14 protein-coding genes and 1 tRNA gene are annotated in these 18,238 nt (G+C 66.3%); 7 read left to right on the plus strand and 8 right to left on the minus strand.

Translation table 11 applies throughout. The annotated features are described in order from the left end of the window. Window positions 1-181 precede the first annotated feature (181 nt). A complete protein-coding gene (locus tag AC4ELH_RS30020) occupies window positions 182-934 on the minus strand; it encodes a response regulator transcription factor (protein WP_498888445.1) in 753 nt (250 codons plus the stop codon). 406 nt (window positions 935-1,340) lie between these two features. On the opposite strand from AC4ELH_RS30020, the gene AC4ELH_RS30025 reads away from it, so the two are divergent. Continuing rightward, on the plus strand, window positions 1,341-3,224 hold the full coding sequence (locus AC4ELH_RS30025) for a S8 family peptidase (protein WP_448443139.1): 1,884 nt from the start codon (window positions 1,341-1,343) through the stop codon (window positions 3,222-3,224). Between the two features lie 31 nt (window positions 3,225-3,255). Then, entirely contained in the window at window positions 3,256-4,602 is a 1,347-nt protein-coding gene (locus AC4ELH_RS30030) for an alpha/beta fold hydrolase (RefSeq protein ID WP_448443137.1), read from the plus strand. A gap of 22 nt (window positions 4,603-4,624) precedes the next feature. Here AC4ELH_RS30030 and AC4ELH_RS30035 read toward each other — a convergent pair whose 3' ends face one another. From AC4ELH_RS30035 to AC4ELH_RS30060, 6 genes are all read right to left on the minus strand, one after another. Then, on the minus strand, window positions 4,625-5,815 hold the full coding sequence (locus AC4ELH_RS30035; RefSeq protein WP_448443135.1) for a cytochrome P450: 1,191 nt from the start codon (window positions 5,813-5,815) through the stop codon (window positions 4,625-4,627). Between the two features lie 77 nt (window positions 5,816-5,892). Next, window positions 5,893-6,576 (minus strand): amidohydrolase family protein, encoded by a 684-nt coding sequence (locus AC4ELH_RS30040; protein WP_448443133.1) that lies wholly within the window; start codon window positions 6,574-6,576, stop codon window positions 5,893-5,895. 10 nt (window positions 6,577-6,586) lie between these two features. Beyond that, a complete protein-coding gene (mhpA, locus tag AC4ELH_RS30045) occupies window positions 6,587-8,173 on the minus strand; it encodes a bifunctional 3-(3-hydroxy-phenyl)propionate/3-hydroxycinnamic acid hydroxylase MhpA (protein ID WP_448443131.1) in 1,587 nt (528 codons plus the stop codon). Further along, window positions 8,170-10,059, minus strand: a complete 1,890-nt coding sequence (locus AC4ELH_RS30050) for an acyl-CoA synthetase (protein WP_498888449.1) — start codon at window positions 10,057-10,059, stop codon at window positions 8,170-8,172. Before AC4ELH_RS30050 ends, mhpA begins: the two co-directional genes overlap by 4 nt. Beyond that, window positions 10,056-10,994, minus strand: a complete 939-nt coding sequence (locus AC4ELH_RS30055) for a fumarylacetoacetate hydrolase family protein (protein WP_448443127.1) — start codon at window positions 10,992-10,994, stop codon at window positions 10,056-10,058. The genes AC4ELH_RS30050 and AC4ELH_RS30055 overlap by 4 nt, the downstream gene beginning before the upstream one ends. Continuing rightward, window positions 10,991-12,121 (minus strand): VOC family protein, encoded by a 1,131-nt coding sequence (locus AC4ELH_RS30060; RefSeq protein ID WP_448443125.1) that lies wholly within the window; start codon window positions 12,119-12,121, stop codon window positions 10,991-10,993. The genes AC4ELH_RS30055 and AC4ELH_RS30060 overlap by 4 nt, the downstream gene beginning before the upstream one ends. 105 nt (window positions 12,122-12,226) lie before the next feature. Here AC4ELH_RS30060 and AC4ELH_RS30065 point away from each other — a divergent pair, with 105 nt between their 5' ends. Continuing rightward, a complete protein-coding gene (locus tag AC4ELH_RS30065; protein WP_448443123.1) occupies window positions 12,227-12,904 on the plus strand; it encodes a TetR/AcrR family transcriptional regulator in 678 nt (225 codons plus the stop codon). A 140-nt stretch (window positions 12,905-13,044) separates the two neighbouring features. Here AC4ELH_RS30065 and AC4ELH_RS30070 read toward each other — a convergent pair. Continuing rightward, a tRNA-Leu gene (locus AC4ELH_RS30070) sits at window positions 13,045-13,130 on the minus strand. An 88-nt stretch (window positions 13,131-13,218) separates the two neighbouring features. Here AC4ELH_RS30070 and AC4ELH_RS30075 point away from each other — a divergent pair. The 4 genes from AC4ELH_RS30075 (at window position 13,219) to AC4ELH_RS30090 (ending at window position 18,232) form a co-directional block, all read left to right on the plus strand. After that, window positions 13,219-14,553, plus strand: coding sequence for a M20/M25/M40 family metallo-hydrolase (locus tag AC4ELH_RS30075; protein ID WP_064960585.1), 1,335 nt, complete (start codon window positions 13,219-13,221; stop codon window positions 14,551-14,553). Between the two features lie 49 nt (window positions 14,554-14,602). After that, window positions 14,603-15,127: a YbhB/YbcL family Raf kinase inhibitor-like protein gene (locus tag AC4ELH_RS30080; RefSeq protein WP_064887140.1), complete on the plus strand. Its 525-nt coding sequence runs from the start codon at window positions 14,603-14,605 to the stop codon at window positions 15,125-15,127. Window positions 15,128-15,303: 176 nt separating this feature from the next. Continuing rightward, window positions 15,304-16,749 (plus strand): aldehyde dehydrogenase, encoded by a 1,446-nt coding sequence (locus AC4ELH_RS30085; protein WP_448443121.1) that lies wholly within the window; start codon window positions 15,304-15,306, stop codon window positions 16,747-16,749. Between the two features lie 10 nt (window positions 16,750-16,759). Then, window positions 16,760-18,232 (plus strand): acetyl-CoA acetyltransferase, encoded by a 1,473-nt coding sequence (locus tag AC4ELH_RS30090; protein WP_448443119.1) that lies wholly within the window; start codon window positions 16,760-16,762, stop codon window positions 18,230-18,232. Window positions 18,233-18,238 lie beyond the last annotated feature (6 nt).

Below are 18,238 nucleotides of genomic sequence, written 5' to 3' on the forward strand. Positions count from 1 at the left end.
TTCTTCCTGCCCGAGCACTCGGGCAACAGAGTCCCATAACGACTGGACCACTACAACGGGCTCACCTCATCAAAGCGGAGCAAGAGAAGCATCGAGCAGATGCGTCAGGATCTGTTCGCGGTCAAGGAACGTCAGGACGGACTACGGGCCGAGCATCGCAGGCTGATCCGCGAGCTCGACCTCAACTCGGGCGGTGAGTCGGCCATCCTTCGAGAGCAGCGCCGGTGGAATACCTGCCCCCCTCCGTTGCGCCCATATGTCCGGCCTGCGCCGGCGCAGAATCCCTGATTCTCGGCGCGTCCGCGCCGTGGCTGAGCTTGCGGGCCACGTAGGCCCGGCGCCGCACACCGAGTTTGCAGATCACGTTGTGGACATGGCTTTTCACCGTGCCGGGGGAGATGTGCAGGTAGTCGGCGATCTCCTTGTTGGTCAGCCCGTGTGCCAACAGCCAGGCCACTTCCTGCTCCCGCTCGGTGAGGCAGTTGCTCTGCCCGCCCGCGCGTCGGCCGCCGTTGGCCTCGATGCCGCGAAGTAGGGCGCCCGAGATCTCGTCGGAGCAGTGCGCCGCACCCCGGGACACATTGACCAGGGCGTGACACAGCTGGTCGACGGAGGCGTTGCGTCCGACCAGTCCTGCCGCGCCCGCGCTTGCCCAGGCCATCGCCTGACCGGGATCGTCATCGAGTGCGACCGCGATCAGTTTTCGCGGCGGGTCGCAGCGGCGTAGCGCTGCTGCGGACTCCAGCGCCAAGCGGGTACTGACCTCGATCACCACGATGTCGACGGGCGGGTCGATCCGCGCCAGGTCGCCCAGTGCGGCTGTGGCATCGGTCGCGGTCCCCACCATCTCGAATTCTGGGATGCGTTGGATCCATTCGGAGAGCAGTTCGGTCCATGCCCGTACCGCGACGATGGCGAAGACGTGGTGTCGCATGATGTGTTCGCCGGGTCAGATCTGCCTGTACAGCAGGAAGTTCGGGGCCACTTGAAAATTCGACTCAAGCGTATTCATGGCACTTCCCCTACTGCCCCGAGTGACTGGCGTGTCAACCGATGGTAAGGAACCCGCCGACCCGCGGTACCGAGTAATCGACTACGTGAGTTTTCCGATGTGCGGCCGCGACGGAACCGACGCGCGTAAGCAGTGGGTGCGCTCCGATTCCGGGGACCGGTCGACGAGGGGATGCCATGAGTGATTCGGGTAGTCGGCTACTCGTGCCGCGTGGCCCGAATCGAGCCAGGATCGTCAGCATGTCGATTTGGCACACGACCGCCTCCACAATGTCCGATCCTGTATTGAATACCTTCTACTGGATCGAGCACAGTTCCGAGGTGTCGTGGTGAGTCCTGCTGACAGTGAACTCTGGGCCGTTCGGGTGCAGTGCGCCCTGTCGGACCTGGCGGCCAAGGAGATCGACGCCAGTCCGCAAAAGCTGCTTGAGGCGGTGGCCGCCCGGTTTGCCTCACGTTTCGACCCCGATGATCGCCTCGGCGTAGACGGGGCGCCCCGGTGGCATCGCAGTGTGGACGCTGCCGTCGATCAACTGGTGCACCAGAAACTGGCGACGCGGCGCAGGCCGGCGAAGAAGGCCGGGGCTGATGCGGCGCAGCCGATCGTGCGGTTGACCCCGGCCGGTCGGACCGCCGCCGAGCAGGCGTGCTCACAGGCGATGACGCCCCCCGAGCGGGCCCGCACCGTGGCACCGGCCCCGGCCGAGCAGCCGCCGCACCGCGACCTGTTGGTGGCCGGGGTGATCACCCCGCCGCTGCGGGAGAAGTTCGTGGTGGGCCCCGGCGAGGATCCGGAGAAGGCTCGGGAAACGTTGTGGCCGATCATGATCGAGCTGAACCTGCGCTACGCCGAAGGCGTGGCGGCAGCGGTCGCCCGCGTGCGTGAGCTGTGGCGACTGTTGGACGGACCAGGCGAACCGCTCGAGGTGGCCGACCAGTTCATGGTCGGCGAGTTGACGACCAGGCAGATCGAGGGCCTGGTGTCGGCGGATTCCGTGCCGCAGAGCTGGCCAGAGCGGGCGGTCTACCGGATCTGGCCAGACTTCGACGCCCACCCCCAGATCGATTCCTCCGGCAACACCGTCAAGGCGGTCCCGGCGCAGCGGGCCTTTGCCTGCTATGGGTCGGGAATCGTCTGGGCGGTGGTCGATTCCGGAATTGACGAGACGCATCCGCACTTCACCGACCACGCCACCGTGAGTGATCCCACGGTGCACGACCTGCACCGGGATTTCACCGTGTCCGGTGGCGAGAAGGCATTCGCACCGACCGCCCTGCAGGATGCCGACGGGCACGGATCCCACGTGGCGGGCATCATCGCCGGAGGGCTGGTAGGCAAGACCGCCGACGCTGTGTATGTGGCCGAGAAGCGTTTCAATGTCGGTGCACCCGAAGGCGATATACCCATACTGCAGAAGCGGGTGGTCAGCGATCCCAGTCGGCTGGCGGGGATGGCTCCGGACGCCAAGCTGGTCAGTCTCAAGGTGTTGGGTCCCGGCGAGAAGGCCTCGCGGGTGAGCCGGGTGATGCGCGCCCTCGCCTATGTCCGGGAAGTCAATGCGGCGAGCGAGCGGATGCCCCGCATCCACGGTGTGAACCTGAGTCTGGGATACGAGTTCGCGGCGGAATGGTTCGCGTGCGGGCAGAGTCCGCTGTGTATCGAGGTCGACAAGACCGTGCGGTCGGGGGTGGTCGTGGTCGCCGCGGCAGGCAACAGCGGATACGTGTCGCTCAATCCGCTGTTCACCACCGACGTCACGAAATTCAGCGCGGGCATGACGATCAACGACCCCGGCAACGCCCAGCGGGCGATCACCGTGGGGTCGACGCACCGCGACGCGCCGCACACTTCCGGAGTCTCCTACTTCTCGTCCAAGGGGCCGACCGGCGATGGTCGGTGCAAACCAGATCTGTTGGCTCCCGGTGAGCGCATCACGTCGGTCGCGGCAGGCAAATTCCGCAGCGATGTGCTGCGGCAGACCGACGCCCCGCCGCAGAGCGCGGCGATCTACATCGAGGCCACCGGGACGAGCATGGCCGCACCGCACGTATCCGGTGCGGTTGCGGCGTTTCTGTCCGTCCAGCGCGAGCTCATCGGGAACCCGGAGGAGATCAAACGCATCTTCACCGAATCGGCTACCTCCCTCGGCCGGGATCCGGCATTCCAGGGCGGCGGTCTGCTGGATCTGATGCGTGCGTTGCAGTCCGTCTGACGAGTTCATTCACGAGTCTCAAGGAGTCGACATGACCGAATCCATCAAAGGCAGGCCGTTGTGGCGGTTGGTATTCGACGCCGACGGTGATGTCGATGAGGCAACGCTGTCCGAACTGCGCGACGGTATCGGTGCGGAGGGGATCACCGATCTGGTGCTCTTCTCGCACGGCTGGAACAACGACGAGGCGGCGGCGGAGTCGTTGTATGCCCGCTGGTTCGGGCTGCTCGCCGACCAGCTCGATCCGGACCGCAAGGTCGGGTTCGTCGGTATCCGCTGGCCGTCGCAGCTGTGGCGCGACGAACCGATTCCGGACTTCGACGATGGCCCGGCAGCGGACGGCGGGGGCGCCGCGGCGCTGGACGAGCGGGCGGTGACGGTGGCCGGGCCGGCCACCATCGATCCCGCCGAGCTGAGGGATCTCAAGGACATGTTCCCCGACGGCAGCGAACATCTGGATGCCATCGCTGCCCTGTTGGAACAACCGCCCACCGCTGAGCGGGCCGGAAAGATGTTCGAGGAGTTGCGGAAGTTCAACGCGGCCACCAAAACCGGCTTCGACGACGGCGAGGAGGACAAGCCGGTGCAGGTCCCGGGCATGCTCGACGAACAGCGCCCCCCTGTCGACGTCTTCAACAAATTCGCCGACCGGTTGGCCGACGCCGGCGTGCAGTTCGGCGACGGCGGGGGCGGTGAGGCCGGTCTCGGCGATCTGGGCAGCAAGATCTGGCACGGTGCCAAGGAAGTCCTGCGCCAGCTGAGCTACTGGAAGATGAAGAACCGTGCCGGTGTCGTCGGCAAGGACGGGCTGGGCCCGGCAATCGATGACCTGGTCGGCGCCCACCCGAATCTGCGGATTCATCTGGTCGGCCACAGCTTCGGTGCCCGGCTGGTGTCGTTCGCGCTCGACGGGATCGCCGATCGGACACCGTCACCGGTGAAATCGGTGACTCTGCTTCAGGGTGCGTTCTCCCGGTTCACCTTCACCAAGGGGCTGCCGTTCCGGGACGGGGATGGCGCCCTGGTCGGGCGGCTGGCCCGGATAGACGGTCCGATGGCCGTCTGCTTCTCCAGCCACGACAAGGCATTGGGGACGTTCTACCCGCTGGCGTCACTGACGGCCGGCGAGGATGCCGCTGGCATCGAGGATCCCTTGGCGCGCTGGCGGGCCATGGGGGCGCTCGGGGCGTTTCGGACCGACATACTGCCCCTGGACGATGAGGGCACGACGTACCCGTTCCAGCCCGGTCAGATCCTGAGTCTGGATTCGTCGGACGTGGTGGCCAAGGAGGACGGCCCATCGGGTGCGCACAGCGACATCTTCCACAAGGAACTCAGTTGGGTTGCTGCGACTGCCGGGAAATTGATTCGGGCTTGAGCTCGCCCTCTGTTACGTGCGCCTATGCGGCAATCAGCTTGAGAGGCAAGTGCTCGTGGCGGCGGATGATGTTGTTGACCGCCCATTTGGGCGTACCCGCTAGCTCGATCCGGTCCACACGCTCGAGCAGCGCCCGCAACATCGCGGTTGTTTCCAAGCGCGCCAAGCCCTGTCCGGCGCAGGCGTGGGCACCGTGTCCGAAACCGACGTGACGGCCGGCGTCACGTCGGATGTCGAAGTCCGCTGGGTTTTCCCACTCGCGTTCGTCACGATTGGCCGAGGCATAGATCACCAGGACTCGCGCGCCCCAGGCGATTGGCACTCCAGCGATTTCAGTGGGCTGCGCGGTGCTCCGCGCAAAGGCGCGCAGCGGTGGCTCGTAGCGGATGGTTTCATTGACGGCGTTTGGCAAGAGGTCGGGTTCGTCTTTGAGCAGTTGCCACTGGTCGGGGTGGTTGGCGAAAAGATTCAGCGCATTGGCGATAGCGCTCATCGTGGTATCGATCGACGGGGCGATGTAGTCGACGAGCAACGGCGGGCACTCGTGGTGCGCCAGTTTGCCTTCGTCCGCGGCGGCAAGCAGCTCATCCGCCATGCTGCCCTCGATGACGTTGCGCTCGCGAACCACGCGCCGGGCGAACCGCAGCATACTTATAGTTTTGGGTACCGCCTTGATCGCCTGCCAGTTGAGCGGACCGAGTACGTCGAACGTCGCTCCGGCCCAGGCAACCAGGTGATCGCGTTGATCGCGGGGCCAACCGATGAGGTCGGGCACGACGGCCAGCGGCAGCGCGGCCGCGAGGTCGTTGACACCGTCGATCTCGCGCTTGTGGAGCGCAGTTTCAACGACGCTACGGGCCGTGTCATCGACGGTGTCGCTGATGGCACGCAGAGCACGTGGCAGCATGCGGTGCGCGACGCGCTTGCGGCGTTGTTCATGCTCGACACCATCGCTGTTGAGCGTGGTGCCGTGCGACATTCGGTTGGTGATCGGATTCAGTGCCACACCGTGGCCCGAGAGAAAGGTCTTGTCGTCGCGTAGCGCCGATTTGCACTCGGCATAACGCGGCACCGCATACGCCCGTTGCTTCGCCAGCCACACCACCGGACCGAGGTCACGCATTCGCTGGTAGTGGGGGTAGGGGTCGGTGATGGCGTCGACAGAGTAGATGTCGGGTTCGTAGATGGGGAGGCCGGCAGGTGGGCGTCGCATTGATGGTCCTCTCATGACTTTGGCGGTGGACGATTACGCGCGGAGCGTCCGGTAGGACGGCGAAGGATCGCTGTTGCTCACGCTCGGCATTGAAGGAACTCGTGTGCGTTCGCGGATGTCACCGCCCGCCAGTCGGTTTCGGGGTCGGAGTCAAGGGCGGCGATCTGCTGGCCTACGGCAAACGCCGGCGTCCAGCAGTAGTCGCTGCCGTAAAGAATGCGGTTGGACCCGACTACGTCCCGAAGCACTCCGGCTTGCGTCGGCAGTGGATGCCCGGCCGTGTCCAACCACATGCGCTGCAGCTGGGCATCGGTTGTCAGGCATTCCCACAACGGTTCCAGCGATTCGTCGCCGAGGTAGCGTCCGCCGTTGTTGCTCAGAAGCACGACACCCGCCGCCCCATGAATATCCGTTGCTCGTATGGCTTCGCTGATGGCGGCATCCACGTCGGGGAGTGGAAGCGAGGCGAAGAAGGAGAAGCGCTCAGGATGCGCGGCGACCGTGCGGGCTGCGACGTCGTTGACGTGCCGCGCCAGTGCGGGTGCGTCGGCCGCACCGGCAAACGACACGCCGGGAGAGGAGAGCGACAGGATGGCGTGCCGGATTGCGTTGTCCTGCATCAGTGAAAGGTGCTGTTCTGCGCTCCAGCAGGGCCATTGCGGCATGCCGTCAGAATGTTCGATGCCTGCAGCGATCGCGGCGGCGACGTATTCGTCGGTGAGGAAGTGCGCGTGGACGTCCACCAGGGGAGTGGATGGCATGAGCGATCGCCTAACTGGTCTGGATGGGTGGGTGGGCGCTGCGTTCCCGAGCTTCCGGTGTGGACGACATGAACCCCGGTATGGCCGCACACAGTTTCCCTACGGCACGGCCCGAGCACATGACCGTGCGGTCAGGCCGGACGACAGCGGCGGTGGCATGCCCGTCGCGTAGCCACCGTTCCAGCTCGCCCCCGGGTTCGGCGACGTGCACGACGATGCCGTGTTCTTCGAGTGTGGTGCATTGGAACGCGAGCGGGCGTGTGGTGGTGACGAGCGCAAAGCTGTTGCCCAGCAGCGTGTCCAGGCGCTGTCCATCGGCCAGAACCGGGTTGGGACACAAAGTCCCGGCGAGGTGGCGGGGGCCGCGGCTTCTGATGACCAATGCCGACTCGTGCAGGCGGGGGGTGGTGCCATCGGTGAGTTTGTCGCGGAGGCCGGGTATCAACTGCAGCCGGGGTGCGACGGTGCGCCGCACCATGTTTCCCGCATGACCACCGGCTGTCATTGCCCACCCCATGGCCAATGCCAGACCGATCATGCTGCGCGCGTGGGGTTTCCGTTCCTGCTCGTAGGTCGACAGCAGGGCCTCGGGTAGATCTCCGTTGATCACACCGGCTACCTTCCATGCCACGTTCATCGCGTCGCGCAGGCCTGCTCCCATACCTTGCCCGATGAAAGGCGGTGTGAGGTGGGCCGCGTCGCCGAGGATGAGCACGTTCTGTTCCCGCCATTTGTCGGCGATCTGTGCGCGAAAGGTGTACTCGGTTACGCGTACGACCTCGAGTTCATCGTCGACGAGATCGCCGACCCATGGGGCGACCAGGGGCCGCAGGGTCGCCATCGTGCTGAAGTCGGCCGCAGTTTCCGAAGACAGCAGCCGAAATTCCCAGCGGTAGCGGTCTGGCCCGATCCGCATGTAGGTCGCAGCCCGAACGGGATCGCATACCTGATGCACACCATCCCACTGATCGAGCTCGGCCCCGGTGACCACATCGGCCACCAGCCAGCGCTGCTCGAAGCGCAGGTCTTCCATGGCCGCACCGATGGCGGCTCGCACGATGCTGTTGGCCCCGTCGCAGCCCAACACGTAGCCGGCTTCGACGACATGCTCCGTTCCGGTGGCACGGTCGGCGTAGGTCACCCGCACGCGGCCGGATTCGTGCTGGGTGACGTCGATGACCTCGGAATTGCCGCGCAGCTTCACATTTGGACGCTTGGCCAGGTTGGCGCGCAGCAGCTTCTCCAGCTCGGGTTGGTCGAACATGTTGGCCTGCGGGAAGCCGTGCCGGCTGCGGGCCGGGTCGCGGTCGAACTGTGCCAGCGCGTGGTGGTTCTGGTCGAGCAGACGCAGCCCGAGCGCTGGTCGGGATATCGCGGCGAACTCTTCGGCCACGCCGAGGCGGGCGAGGATGCGATGAATCTCGTCATCGAGGTGGACCGCGCGTGGCTGGGGATAGACCGATTCCCAGCGGTCGAGAACCAGCGTGGGTACGCCGTAGTCCGCGAGCAACGTCGCCGCGGTGATGCCGGTCGGCCCCGCTCCGACGACGACAACGGGCACGGATTTCGTTGAACAGCTCGCGGAGGGATCGGTCATGGTTGTTCCTTGATGTCCCACGCGAGCGCGTAGCGACCCAGGGGCGCGGCAATGGCCTCGGTGTCGGCGCCGGCGTCGACGACCACGGTCACCACGATGGCTCCGTCGTCGACGGCTACCTCGACGTCGACGACGCCGGGCACAGTGACCAGCGCGTCACGGATTGCGCTGCGAGTGGCGTCGGCGCGCAGCGGGGGCTTGTAGGGCTTGCCGACGGCGGTGACCGGGATGGTATCGATGATGATCACCGATTTCGGCGCGGCCGCACTCTCACTGACGTGCTCGACGGCCCACTGCCGCAACGATTCCGGAGTGACGGTAGCGTCGGGGCGAAGTGTCACATACGCCACTGGCACCTCGCCGGAATGGACGTCGGGACGTCCGACTGCCGCGGCGTCCGTGACGTCCGGATGGTCCAGGAGCGCATCTTCGATCATCGCCGGGTCGATGTTGTGCCCGCCGCGGATGATGAGGTCTTTGGCCCGACCGGTCAGATGGACAAACCCGTCGCCGTCAACCCAGGCCAGGTCGCCGGTGTCCAGCCAGCCGCCGTTCAGTTTTCCGAGCCCGTCGAGCACGTAGCCGTTGTTGGTGCGGGCGGTGACGTAACCGGGAAAAACGGTGGGTCCGCTGATCGCAAGGTTTCCCGTCTCGCCGGCCGGCAGGTCGTGCCATTGGCCGTCGTCATCGATCCTGACCGTTTTGACGAGCTGGTAGGGCAGCCGCTGGCCTACCGAGCCGGGGCGAGGGTGGTCGGGGAAACTGCGCGCGCTGACACACGTTCCTTCGGTCAGCCCGTAGCCTTCGATCAGAGGCACCCCGGTGTGTGATTCGAAATCGGAGCGAACCGCTGCCGGCAGCGCTGAGGCACCCACCAACGCGTAGCGCAGGCTGGAGATGTCGGCGTCCACGGGGCATTTCGACAGCACCGCATATACGGTCGGCACCGCGCTCATGGCGCTGATGCCGTGGTGCGCCACGATCTTCCAGAAGTTCGGGTACAGAGCCGGGTCCCGGTATCCGAGCGGGCCGGCCCACACCGCGTGCTGGCCGCGCAGCATGGGCGCCAGCAATGTCACCACGAGCGCGTTCACATGGAACAGCGGTAGGCCCGCGAACAAGGTGGAGTCCTGGTCGAGCACAGTGTTGGCGGCGATCATCCAGGCGTCGGTGACCTCGTTGGCATGGGTATGGGCCGCCGGTTTCGGCTTGCCGGTTGTTCCGCCGGTGTGGAACAGGGCGGCCAGATCGGTGGACGACGGGGCTTCACCGTCGAAGGTCGAACCGTCATCTCCGGGTCGGAAGTCGCTGAAGTAGTGCACTGTTGCGCCTTCGATCGCCGGAACGGGCGCCGACGCATCGCGACCTCCGTTGGGGCGCAGCAAGAGAACGGTGTCGATCACCCCTGCAGCCACCAGATGCTCGGCGGCCCGCCAGCTGGCTTCGTCCAGTTCGGGACCGGCGGGCACCAGCGTTCGTGCGCCCGAGCGTTCGACCAGATGCGCGATGTGGTCGCTCGACAGAGCGCCGTTGACCGGCGCGGCGATGCCCGCCAGCTGCGCGGCCAGCGTGGCCGTGATCAGCTCATCACAGTTGGGGCTGATCAGTGCGACCGGGGTGTGCCGCTGAACGCCCTTCTGACGCAGCATGTTTGCGGCTCGGTGCACGTCCGCCAACAGTTCGCTGAACGTCCGCGTGCTTGCCTGTCGCCATCGATCGGCATCGGGCATGGCGCTGATCGCGGCGCGGTCGGGCCACAACGTGGCTGCCCGCTGCAGCACCGCATATGTCGAGTTCGGCAGGCCCCGGTCGGCCAGTGGGACGCGCTCGATGGCGCCGACGTCGCCCGGTGTGGCATGGCGCGGCCACAACAGGTCCGCGTTCACGTGTACCGCACCGAGGTGCGCTGGGTGCCGAGGTCGATGGCACCGTCGTCGGTAGTCACCGACAGTTCCACGACGTCCCCGTGCTGCAGATACTTGGGATTGCCGGCTTGACGCGAGAAGAACGCCTTCCACTTCATGGCCGGAGGCAGCAGCGATCCGATGATCTCGACAGGCTTGGGCGGCGCGCTCAAGGCCGTACCCGCAGGCGTGCCGGTCAAGACGAGGTCACCGGGACTGAGGTGTTGGAACCGGGCCAATGACTGCAGTGCCTGTAGGGGTTTGTAGATCATGTCGCCATCGACCAGCCTGTTCTGGCGGACCTCACCGCTCACCCGCAGCTCCAGTCGCAGGTCGCCGAACCGCTTGAGCTCGTCAGCCGTCAACAAGACCAGCGCCGGACCGACCGGCGTGAATGTCGGGTACGACTTGGCTTCATAGAACTGCGTTTGCGGAAGCTGAATATCCCGGGCGGAGACATCGTTGGTGACGACCAGGCCGGCGACATGGTCGGGGAGGTTCGACTCGGTCACCTCGGTGCCGACGGGCAGCTCGCGTCCGATGACCAGACCGATCTCCACCTCGTAGTCGAGAAACTTGACGTGCTGCGGCTTGACGATGTCGTCGAACGGGCCACTGATGGAACCCGACGTCTTGCGAAAAAAGGTGAGCGGGATGGTCTTTGGGTCCATACCGGCGTCTTTGACATGCGAGGCGAAGTTGGTCATCTGGGCAACCACCCGGCAGGGAGCGGTCACAGGGGAGAGCAGATCGAGGCTGTCGACAGGCACCGCCTCCCCGCCACGCGTCGCGGCGTCTATGGCGGTCCGATCGGCGAGCAGCTCTCCGGTGGTCGTGGCCGAGGTGTCGATTCGCACGGCGCCGGTGGCGGTCTGGACCCACCAGGCGTCGGCGGTGCGCAGGATTGAGATGGTCATGACTTCGCTACTTTCAGCAGGCCGATGAGGCGGTTGATATCGAATTCGTTGTCGCCTCGCAGGGCTGCGAAGATCGACTGTGCTTCGTGTGGTAGGGATTTCGGATTTGTGCCGAGGAAGTCCTTGCTCGCCGGTGGTCCCCACTGGGCCAGGCCCGAGGCGGTGAACGGGGCCCAACCCGGTTCAAGGGTTGAGTCGAACAAGTCGCCATCGGTGAAGTGCTCGACCATGAAGCCATCAGGATCACGCCAGTAGTCGAAGAGCTGACTGCCCTGGATGTGTCGCCCGATTCCCCAGGACCGGAAATATCCACGCTCCGTGAGGTATTCGCCGCCGGCGGCCAGCGCATCGAGATCGCATACCTGATAGGCGGAGTGCACGTAGCGGTTCTGTGGTCCGAGGGCCAGCGCCAGCGTGTGGTGATCAGCGGGCGTCGCGCCTCTGTCGCATCGAATGAAGCTCATGGCCGGTCCCCGGCTGCGCTGACCCGAGAAGTAGAGGAAGTCGCTGACGATCATGCCGAGGGTGTCGAGATACCAGTCCAGCGTCTCAAGGTATTTCGTCGACTGCATGACGAGGTGACCGAGCCGTTGCACCGTGGTCGGCTCCCGACGCGGGCGTTGGGTGGCGTTGACGCGGTGAATGTCGTGCCCCATGTTGTAGCGATGCGGAGTCTGTGACGGCAACGGGTCGAGGGAGTGCATCCCCGACACCACGTGCACCGGCACCCCGCTGGGGTCGATCAGATCGACCGCCATGCCGCCGATGGCTGCGGGTAGCGACCTGGTTCGTGCGCCGGTCGCGGTGGCCAGTCGCAGTAGGTCCGCTTCGTCGGCGGCGGCGAACGCGACCCCGAGGAACCTGCTCCGGGTGCCGCGGCGCACGATCACGCACGGCGCGGCCGAATCGCTGCCGCGTAGATGCAGTTCCTCGTCGGTTCGTAGCGACGTGGCGAAACCGAATGCGGCCGCGAACGCCTCGGCCCGCTGAAGGTCCGGTTTCTCGAATTCCAGCCAGGCGATGTCAGCCACCTTGATCACGGGGTTGCGGGAGCGCCCGCAATGCTCGCCTTTCCTGGCGCCCTGCTCGCTGTGGAGCTCGTTGTGCGCGCCGACCAGGTCGTTCATCCCTGACACCTTTCATTCTGACGAAATCGTCACATACGACGCGACGCTCAGTCAATAGGTTCTGACGAAATCCTCAAAACTGATCGACGCTGCTATTCTGAGCCGGTGAGCGCAGTGCAGGATGAGCCGGTCAACCGCCTGGAACGGCGCAAACAGCGCACCCGTGCGGCCCTGATCCAGGCGGCGCAGGCGCTGATCGCCGAGGGCAGACTCAACGTTCCGGTCCTGGAAATCACGCAGGCAGCCGACGTCGGAATGGGTTCGTTCTACAATCACTTCGACAGCAAGGAAGCGCTGTTCGAGGCGGCCGTGGCCGATGTGCTCGACAACCACGGCGCGCTGCTCGATCGACTCACCGAGTCGATCGACGACCCGGCCGAAAAATTTGCCTGCAGCTTTCGGATGACCGGTCGACTGTTTCGGCGCCGCCCGCAGGAGAGTCAGATCCTGCTGGTCAACGGCCTCAGTCTCTTGGGTTCAGACCGCGGTCTGGGCCCACGCGCATTACGGGACATCGCGGCCGGCGTCGCCGCCGGCCGATTCGACGTTGACGATCCCAAATTGGCCCTGGCCGTCGCTGCCGGGGCACTTCTTGGGCTGGGCAAACTCCTGCAACTAGAGCCCGAACGCGACGACGCGGCGGCCGCAGATCGGGTTACCGAAGACGTATTACGACTGTTCGGACTGCCTGCCGAGGAAGCGTGTCAGATCTGTCAGCGGCCGCTTCCTGGCCTCGATGACAGTAGAGAAACTGCTCACCGCGATGGCCGGACCGATCTGTGATTGAGGCCGGGGCGCGAGCGGCGGTGGAATCTGGTGTGGCCGTTGAGGGTTTGACAGCTGTATTGCGCCGTCGTGCTCCGCTCAACGCATTCCATTGGCCATGAAAAGAGGCGAGCGTTCGTCTCGCTCGCCTCACACTGTGTCCGAGGGGGGACTTGAACCCCCACGCCCGTTAATAGGGCACTAGCACCTCAAGCTAGCGCGTCTGCCATTCCGCCACTCGGACTCGACCGACCACTCGGGGTCGGGCGCCTAAGGTTATCGGATTGAGTGCCCTAGACCCAAACCGGCGTCTCGGTGGTACGAATGTGACTGTGACTGTCCCCGCCTCCAGCGCAGACGAGGTGGTCGACCTCGTCAGCAAGCTCATCCGATTCGACACCTCCAACACCGGTGATCCGGCCACCACCAAGCCCGAAGCCGACTGTGCGGAATGGGTCGCCGACCGGCTCCGCGAGGTCGGCTACACGACCGAATACGTCGAGGCCGGGGCGCCCGGCCGCGGCAACGTCTTTGCCCGGTTGCCCGGTGCCGACCGGTCCCGCGGCGCCCTGATGATCCATGGACACCTCGACGTCGTGCCGGCCGAGCCCGCCGACTGGAGCGTGCACCCGTTCTCGGGTGCGGTGAAGGACGGCTATGTCTGGGGCCGCGGTGCGGTCGACATGAAGGACATGGTCGGGATGGCCATCGCGGTGGCCCGGCACTTCAAGCGATCGGGCATCGTCCCGCCCCGCGACCTGGTGTTCGCGTTCGTCTCCGACGAGGAACACGGCGGCACCTACGGCGCCAACTGGCTGGTCGACAACCGGCCCGACCTGTTCGACGGCGTGACCGAGGCGATCGGCGAGGTGGGTGGCTTCTCCTTGACCGTGCCCCGCAAGGACGGCGGGGAGCGTCGGCTCTACCTGATCGAGACCGCCGAAAAGGGCCTGTCCTGGATGCGGCTGACGGCGCGGGGGCGAGCCGGGCACGGCTCGATGGTGCACGACGACAACGCTGTCACTGCCATTGCCGGTGCGGTGGACCGGCTGGGCCGACACCAGTTCCCGCTGGTGCTCAATCCGGCCGTGGAGCAGTTCCTCGCCGCGGTCGCCGAGGAGACCGGCTACGACTTCGACGTCAATTCGCCGGACTTGGACGGCACCATCGCCAAACTCGGTGGCGTGGCCCGGATCGTCTCGGCCACCCTGCGCGACACCGCCAACCCGACCATGCTCAAGGCCGGCTACAAGGCCAACGTCATCCCCGCGTCGGCGGAGGCCGTGATCGACTGCCGGGTGCTGCCGGGCCGCAAGGAGGCGTTCGAGCGCGAGGTCGACGAGTTGATCGGGCCCGATGTCACCCGCAGCTGGGAGCGGGACCTGCCGTCTTACGAGACCACGTTCGACGGTGACCTGGTCGACGCGATGAACGCGGCGATCCTGGCGTTGGACCCCGAAGCGCGCACCGTGCCCTACATGCTGTCGGGCGGAACCGATGCGAAGTCGTTCCAGCGGTTGGGGATTCGCTGCTTCGGGTTCGCGCCGCTGCGCCTGCCGCCCGAGCTGGACTTCGCTGCGCTGTTCCACGGCGTCGACGAGCGGGTACCCGTGGACGCACTGCAGTTCGGGGCCGGCGTTCTGGAACACTTCCTGCAGAACTGCTGACCGCACTGCGACATGAGCTGGCTACACGAACTGACTACGAGAGGGAACCATGACCGCATCTCCGTACGACAACCTGCCGAAGCTGCCGACGTTCACCCTGACCTCCGAATCGGTCACCGACGGTCAGCCGCTGGCCAACGACCAGGTCAGCGGGATCATGGGAGCCGGCGGTGCAGACGTGTCGCCGCAGCTGAGCTGGTCGGGCTTCCCGGCGGAGACCAAGAGCTTCGCCGTCACGGTGTACGACCCCGACGCGCCGACCGCCTCGGGCTTCTGGCACTGGGCGGTGGCCGATCTGCCCGCCACGGTCACCGAACTGCCGGCCGGCGCCGGTGACGGCGGCGACCTGCCCGGTGGCGCCGTCACGCTCACCAATGACGCGAGCCTGCGGCGCTACCTCGGTGCGGCACCTCCCGCCGGTCACGGCCCGCACCGCTACTACATCGCGGTCCATGCGCTGCCGGTGGAATCGTTGGAGCTGCCCGAGGGCGCCACCCCGGCCTACCTGGGCTTCAACCTCTTCGGTCAGGCGATCGCCCGTGCCGTCATCCACGGGACCTACGAGCAGAAGTAGCGGTAGGAGCTCACGCTCGGCGCACCGAGCCCACCAACAGATGTCCCGATCGCTCACGCCGGTGTTTCCTTGCTGGTCGTTTACAGCGCGGGCCCGCTCGCGCGAAGGTGGACCCATCACGGCGTCGCCATGACATGGCGATGGGCCGCCTTACTGGAGCGTCGAAGGAGCCCGGCATGACCGTTGTCGATGATGGTGCGCGGGTCTTCATCGGAGGCCGGTTCCAGGCCGCCGCGGTATCCACGCCGGTGCTGGAAGCCGCCACCGGTGCGCGGCTCGGCGACGGCGCCGCCGCCGGCGAGGCCGAGGTCGACGCGGCAGTCGCAGCAGCGCGGGCCGCGCTGCCAGGCTGGGCTTCGACGTCGCCCGCTGACCGGGCGGCCGCCATGGGCCGGCTGGCTGATGAATTGCTGGCCCGGGCATCGTCGACGGATCAGCTGTGCACGCGGGAGAACGGCATGCCGATCCGCTTGTCGCGTGGCGCCAACGGCCTGTTCCCGGCGGGACTACTGCGGTATTACGCCGGGTTGATCGAGAAGACCGCCGCCGAGGAGATTCGGCCCGCCGCGATCGGGCACACCATCGTGCGCCGTGAACCCGTCGGCGTGGTCGGGGCGATCGTGCCGTGGAACTACCCGCAGGCCCTGGCCGCGTTCAAGCTGGCCCCCGCGCTGGCGGCCGGCTGCACCGTTGTGCTCAAGGCTTCCCCGGAAACCGCTTTGGACGCATTGATTTTCGCCGAGGCCGCGCTGGCCGTCGGACTGCCCGCGGGAGTACTCAACGTCATCGCCGGCGGCCCTGACGCGGGCGCCCACCTGGTGTCGCATCCCGGTGTCGACAAGGTGTCGTTCACCGGGTCGACCGCTGTGGGGCGCCTCATCGCGCAGGAGTGCGGCCGGCTGCTGCGGCCGGTCACCCTGGAATTGGGCGGGAAGTCGGCGGCGGTCATCCTCGAGGACGCCGACCTGGATGCCACCATCAAGGGTCTGAAGAACGCGTCGTTCGTCAACAACGGACAGACCTGCCACCTGAATTCGCGGATTCTCGCACCGAGGTCGCGCTACGCCGAGGTGGTCGACGCCCTGGCCGCCCTGACGACCGGGTTGAAAGTGGGTGACCCACTGGACAAGTCGACCGAGGTGGGGCCGCTGGTCAGCTCCCGTCAGCGTGACCGGGTACTGGGTTACATCGAAGCCGGCAAAGCCGACGGCGCGAGGCTCGTCGCCGGCGGTGGGATTCCGGCCGACCAGCCGGACGGCTGGTTCGTGTCACCGACGGTGTTCGCCGACGTCGACAATTCGGCGCGGATCGCCCAGGAGGAGATCTTCGGCCCGGTGCTCGCGGTCATCCCGTACGAGACCGAACAGCAGGCCGTCGAACTGGCCAACGACAGCGAGTACGGGTTGGGCGGAACGGTCTGGTCCGCCGATCCCGAACGCGCCACCGACATCGCCCGTGCGATCCATACCGGCACCGTGGGCATCAACGACTACCAACTGGACATCGCCGCACCGTTCGGCGGCGTCAAGGCCAGCGGGCTGGGCCGAGAGCTCGGCCCGGAGGGATTGGCCGCGTACCAGAGTCTGAAGTCGATCTACCGGGTCGGCCCGGCGGCAGAATAGGAATTCGAAAGTGGCACTTGATCCCAGAACCCCGGTATTGGTCGGCTACGGCCAGGTCAACCAGCACGACGAGAACCCCGACAGCGAGCCGATCGACCTGATGGAGGCCGCCGCCCGGGCTGCCGCCGATACCGCGGTGCTCGGAGCGGTCGACTCCGTACGGGTGGTCAACCTGCTGTCGTTGCGCTACCGGGATCCGGGCCTGCTGCTGGCCCAGCGGATCGGCGCACCCGATGCCGCGACCCGGTACACCCCGGTCGGCGGCAATGTGCCGCAGTCACTGGTCAACCAGGCCTGCCTGGACATCCAGCAGGGCCGCAACGATGTGGTTCTGATCGCCGGTGGCGAAACCTGGCGTACCCGAAGCAGATTGAAGTCCCGCGGTGAGCGGCTGGCCGGAACCGAACAGGACGAGTCGGTGCCGATGGCGCCCAGCGATCCGGAGTTCGAGATGGCCGGGCCGGCCGAGATCCGGATCGGCCTGGTGGCGCCGTCGCACGTCTACCCGATGTTCGAGCAGGCCCTGCGGATCGCGGCGGGGGAGCAGCCTGACGACCACCGCCGCCGGATCGGTGAGCTGTGGTCGCGCTTCAGCCACGTCGCCGAGGGCAATCCGCATGCCTGGAGCCGGGAGGCGGTCCCGGCCGACGAGATCTGGCAGCCGGGTCCGTCGAACCGGATGATCAGCTGGCCCTACACCAAGCTGATGAACTCCAACAACATGGTCGACCAGGGTGCCGTGCTGATCCTCACGTCGGTGGAGAAGGCGACGGAGTTGCAGATCCCCAGGGAGCGTTGGGTTTTCCCATATGCGGGCACGGACGCGCACGACACCGACCTGATCGGGCAGCGGGCGAGTTTCGCCGGGTCGCCGGCGATCCGGGTCGCCGGTCGTCGGGTATTGGAGCTCGCCGGTGTGGGTGTCGACGATCTGGCGGCGGTGGACGTGTACTCGTGCTTCCCGTCGGCGGTCCAGGTGGCTGCCAAGGAACTGGGGCTGCCGCTGGACGATCCGCAGCGTCCGCTGACGGTGACCGGCGGCCTGACCTTCGCCGGCGGACCGTGGAACAACTACGTGTCGCATTCCATCGCCACGATGGCCGAACGGCTGACGGCCGACCCCGGTCAGTTGGGCCTGATCACCGCCAACGGCGGCTACCTGAGCAAGCACAGTTTCGGCATCTACAGCACCGAACCTCCCCAAGAACAATTCCGTTGGGAAGATGTGCAATCCGAGGTCGATGCGGAGCCGACGGTGGTGGCCGAGGACGGCTGGTCGGGCACCGGGACGGTGGAGACCTGGACCACGCCGTTCAACCGGGACGGCGAGCCCGAGAAGGTGTTCGTCGCCGTCCGAACCCCCAGCGGTAGCCGCGCGCTCGCGGTTGTCTCCGATCTGTCCCAGGTCGAGGCCAGCATCCGTGAGGACATCGCGGGCGCCAAGGTCACCGTCAAGCCTGACGGTACTGCCGGTCTGGAGTAGGGCGGC

This window comes from Mycobacterium shunyiense (genome assembly GCF_058270075.1).

Excerpts from the sequence above, each read along its gene's own strand:
- mhpA (WP_448443131.1), bottom strand. The coding sequence starts at position 8,173 with ATGACCGATCCCTCCGCGAGCTGTTCAACGAAATCCGTGCCCGTTGTC.
- AC4ELH_RS30055 (WP_448443127.1), bottom strand. The coding sequence starts at position 10,994 with ATGACCATCTCAATCCTGCGCACCGCCGACGCCTGGTGGGTCCAGACC.
- AC4ELH_RS30030 (WP_448443137.1), top strand. The coding sequence starts at position 3,256 with ATGACCGAATCCATCAAAGGCAGGCCGTTGTGGCGGTTGGTATTCGAC.
- AC4ELH_RS30085 (WP_448443121.1), top strand. The coding sequence starts at position 15,304 with ATGACCGTTGTCGATGATGGTGCGCGGGTCTTCATCGGAGGCCGGTTC.
- AC4ELH_RS30060 (WP_448443125.1), bottom strand. The coding sequence starts at position 12,121 with ATGAACGACCTGGTCGGCGCGCACAACGAGCTCCACAGCGAGCAGGGC.
- AC4ELH_RS30080 (WP_064887140.1), top strand. The coding sequence starts at position 14,603 with ATGACCGCATCTCCGTACGACAACCTGCCGAAGCTGCCGACGTTCACC.
- AC4ELH_RS30040 (WP_448443133.1), bottom strand. The coding sequence starts at position 6,576 with ATGCCATCCACTCCCCTGGTGGACGTCCACGCGCACTTCCTCACCGAC.
- AC4ELH_RS30035 (WP_448443135.1), bottom strand. The coding sequence starts at position 5,815 with ATGCGACGCCCACCTGCCGGCCTCCCCATCTACGAACCCGACATCTAC.
- AC4ELH_RS30020 (WP_498888445.1), bottom strand. The coding sequence starts at position 934 with ATGCGACACCACGTCTTCGCCATCGTCGCGGTACGGGCATGGACCGAA.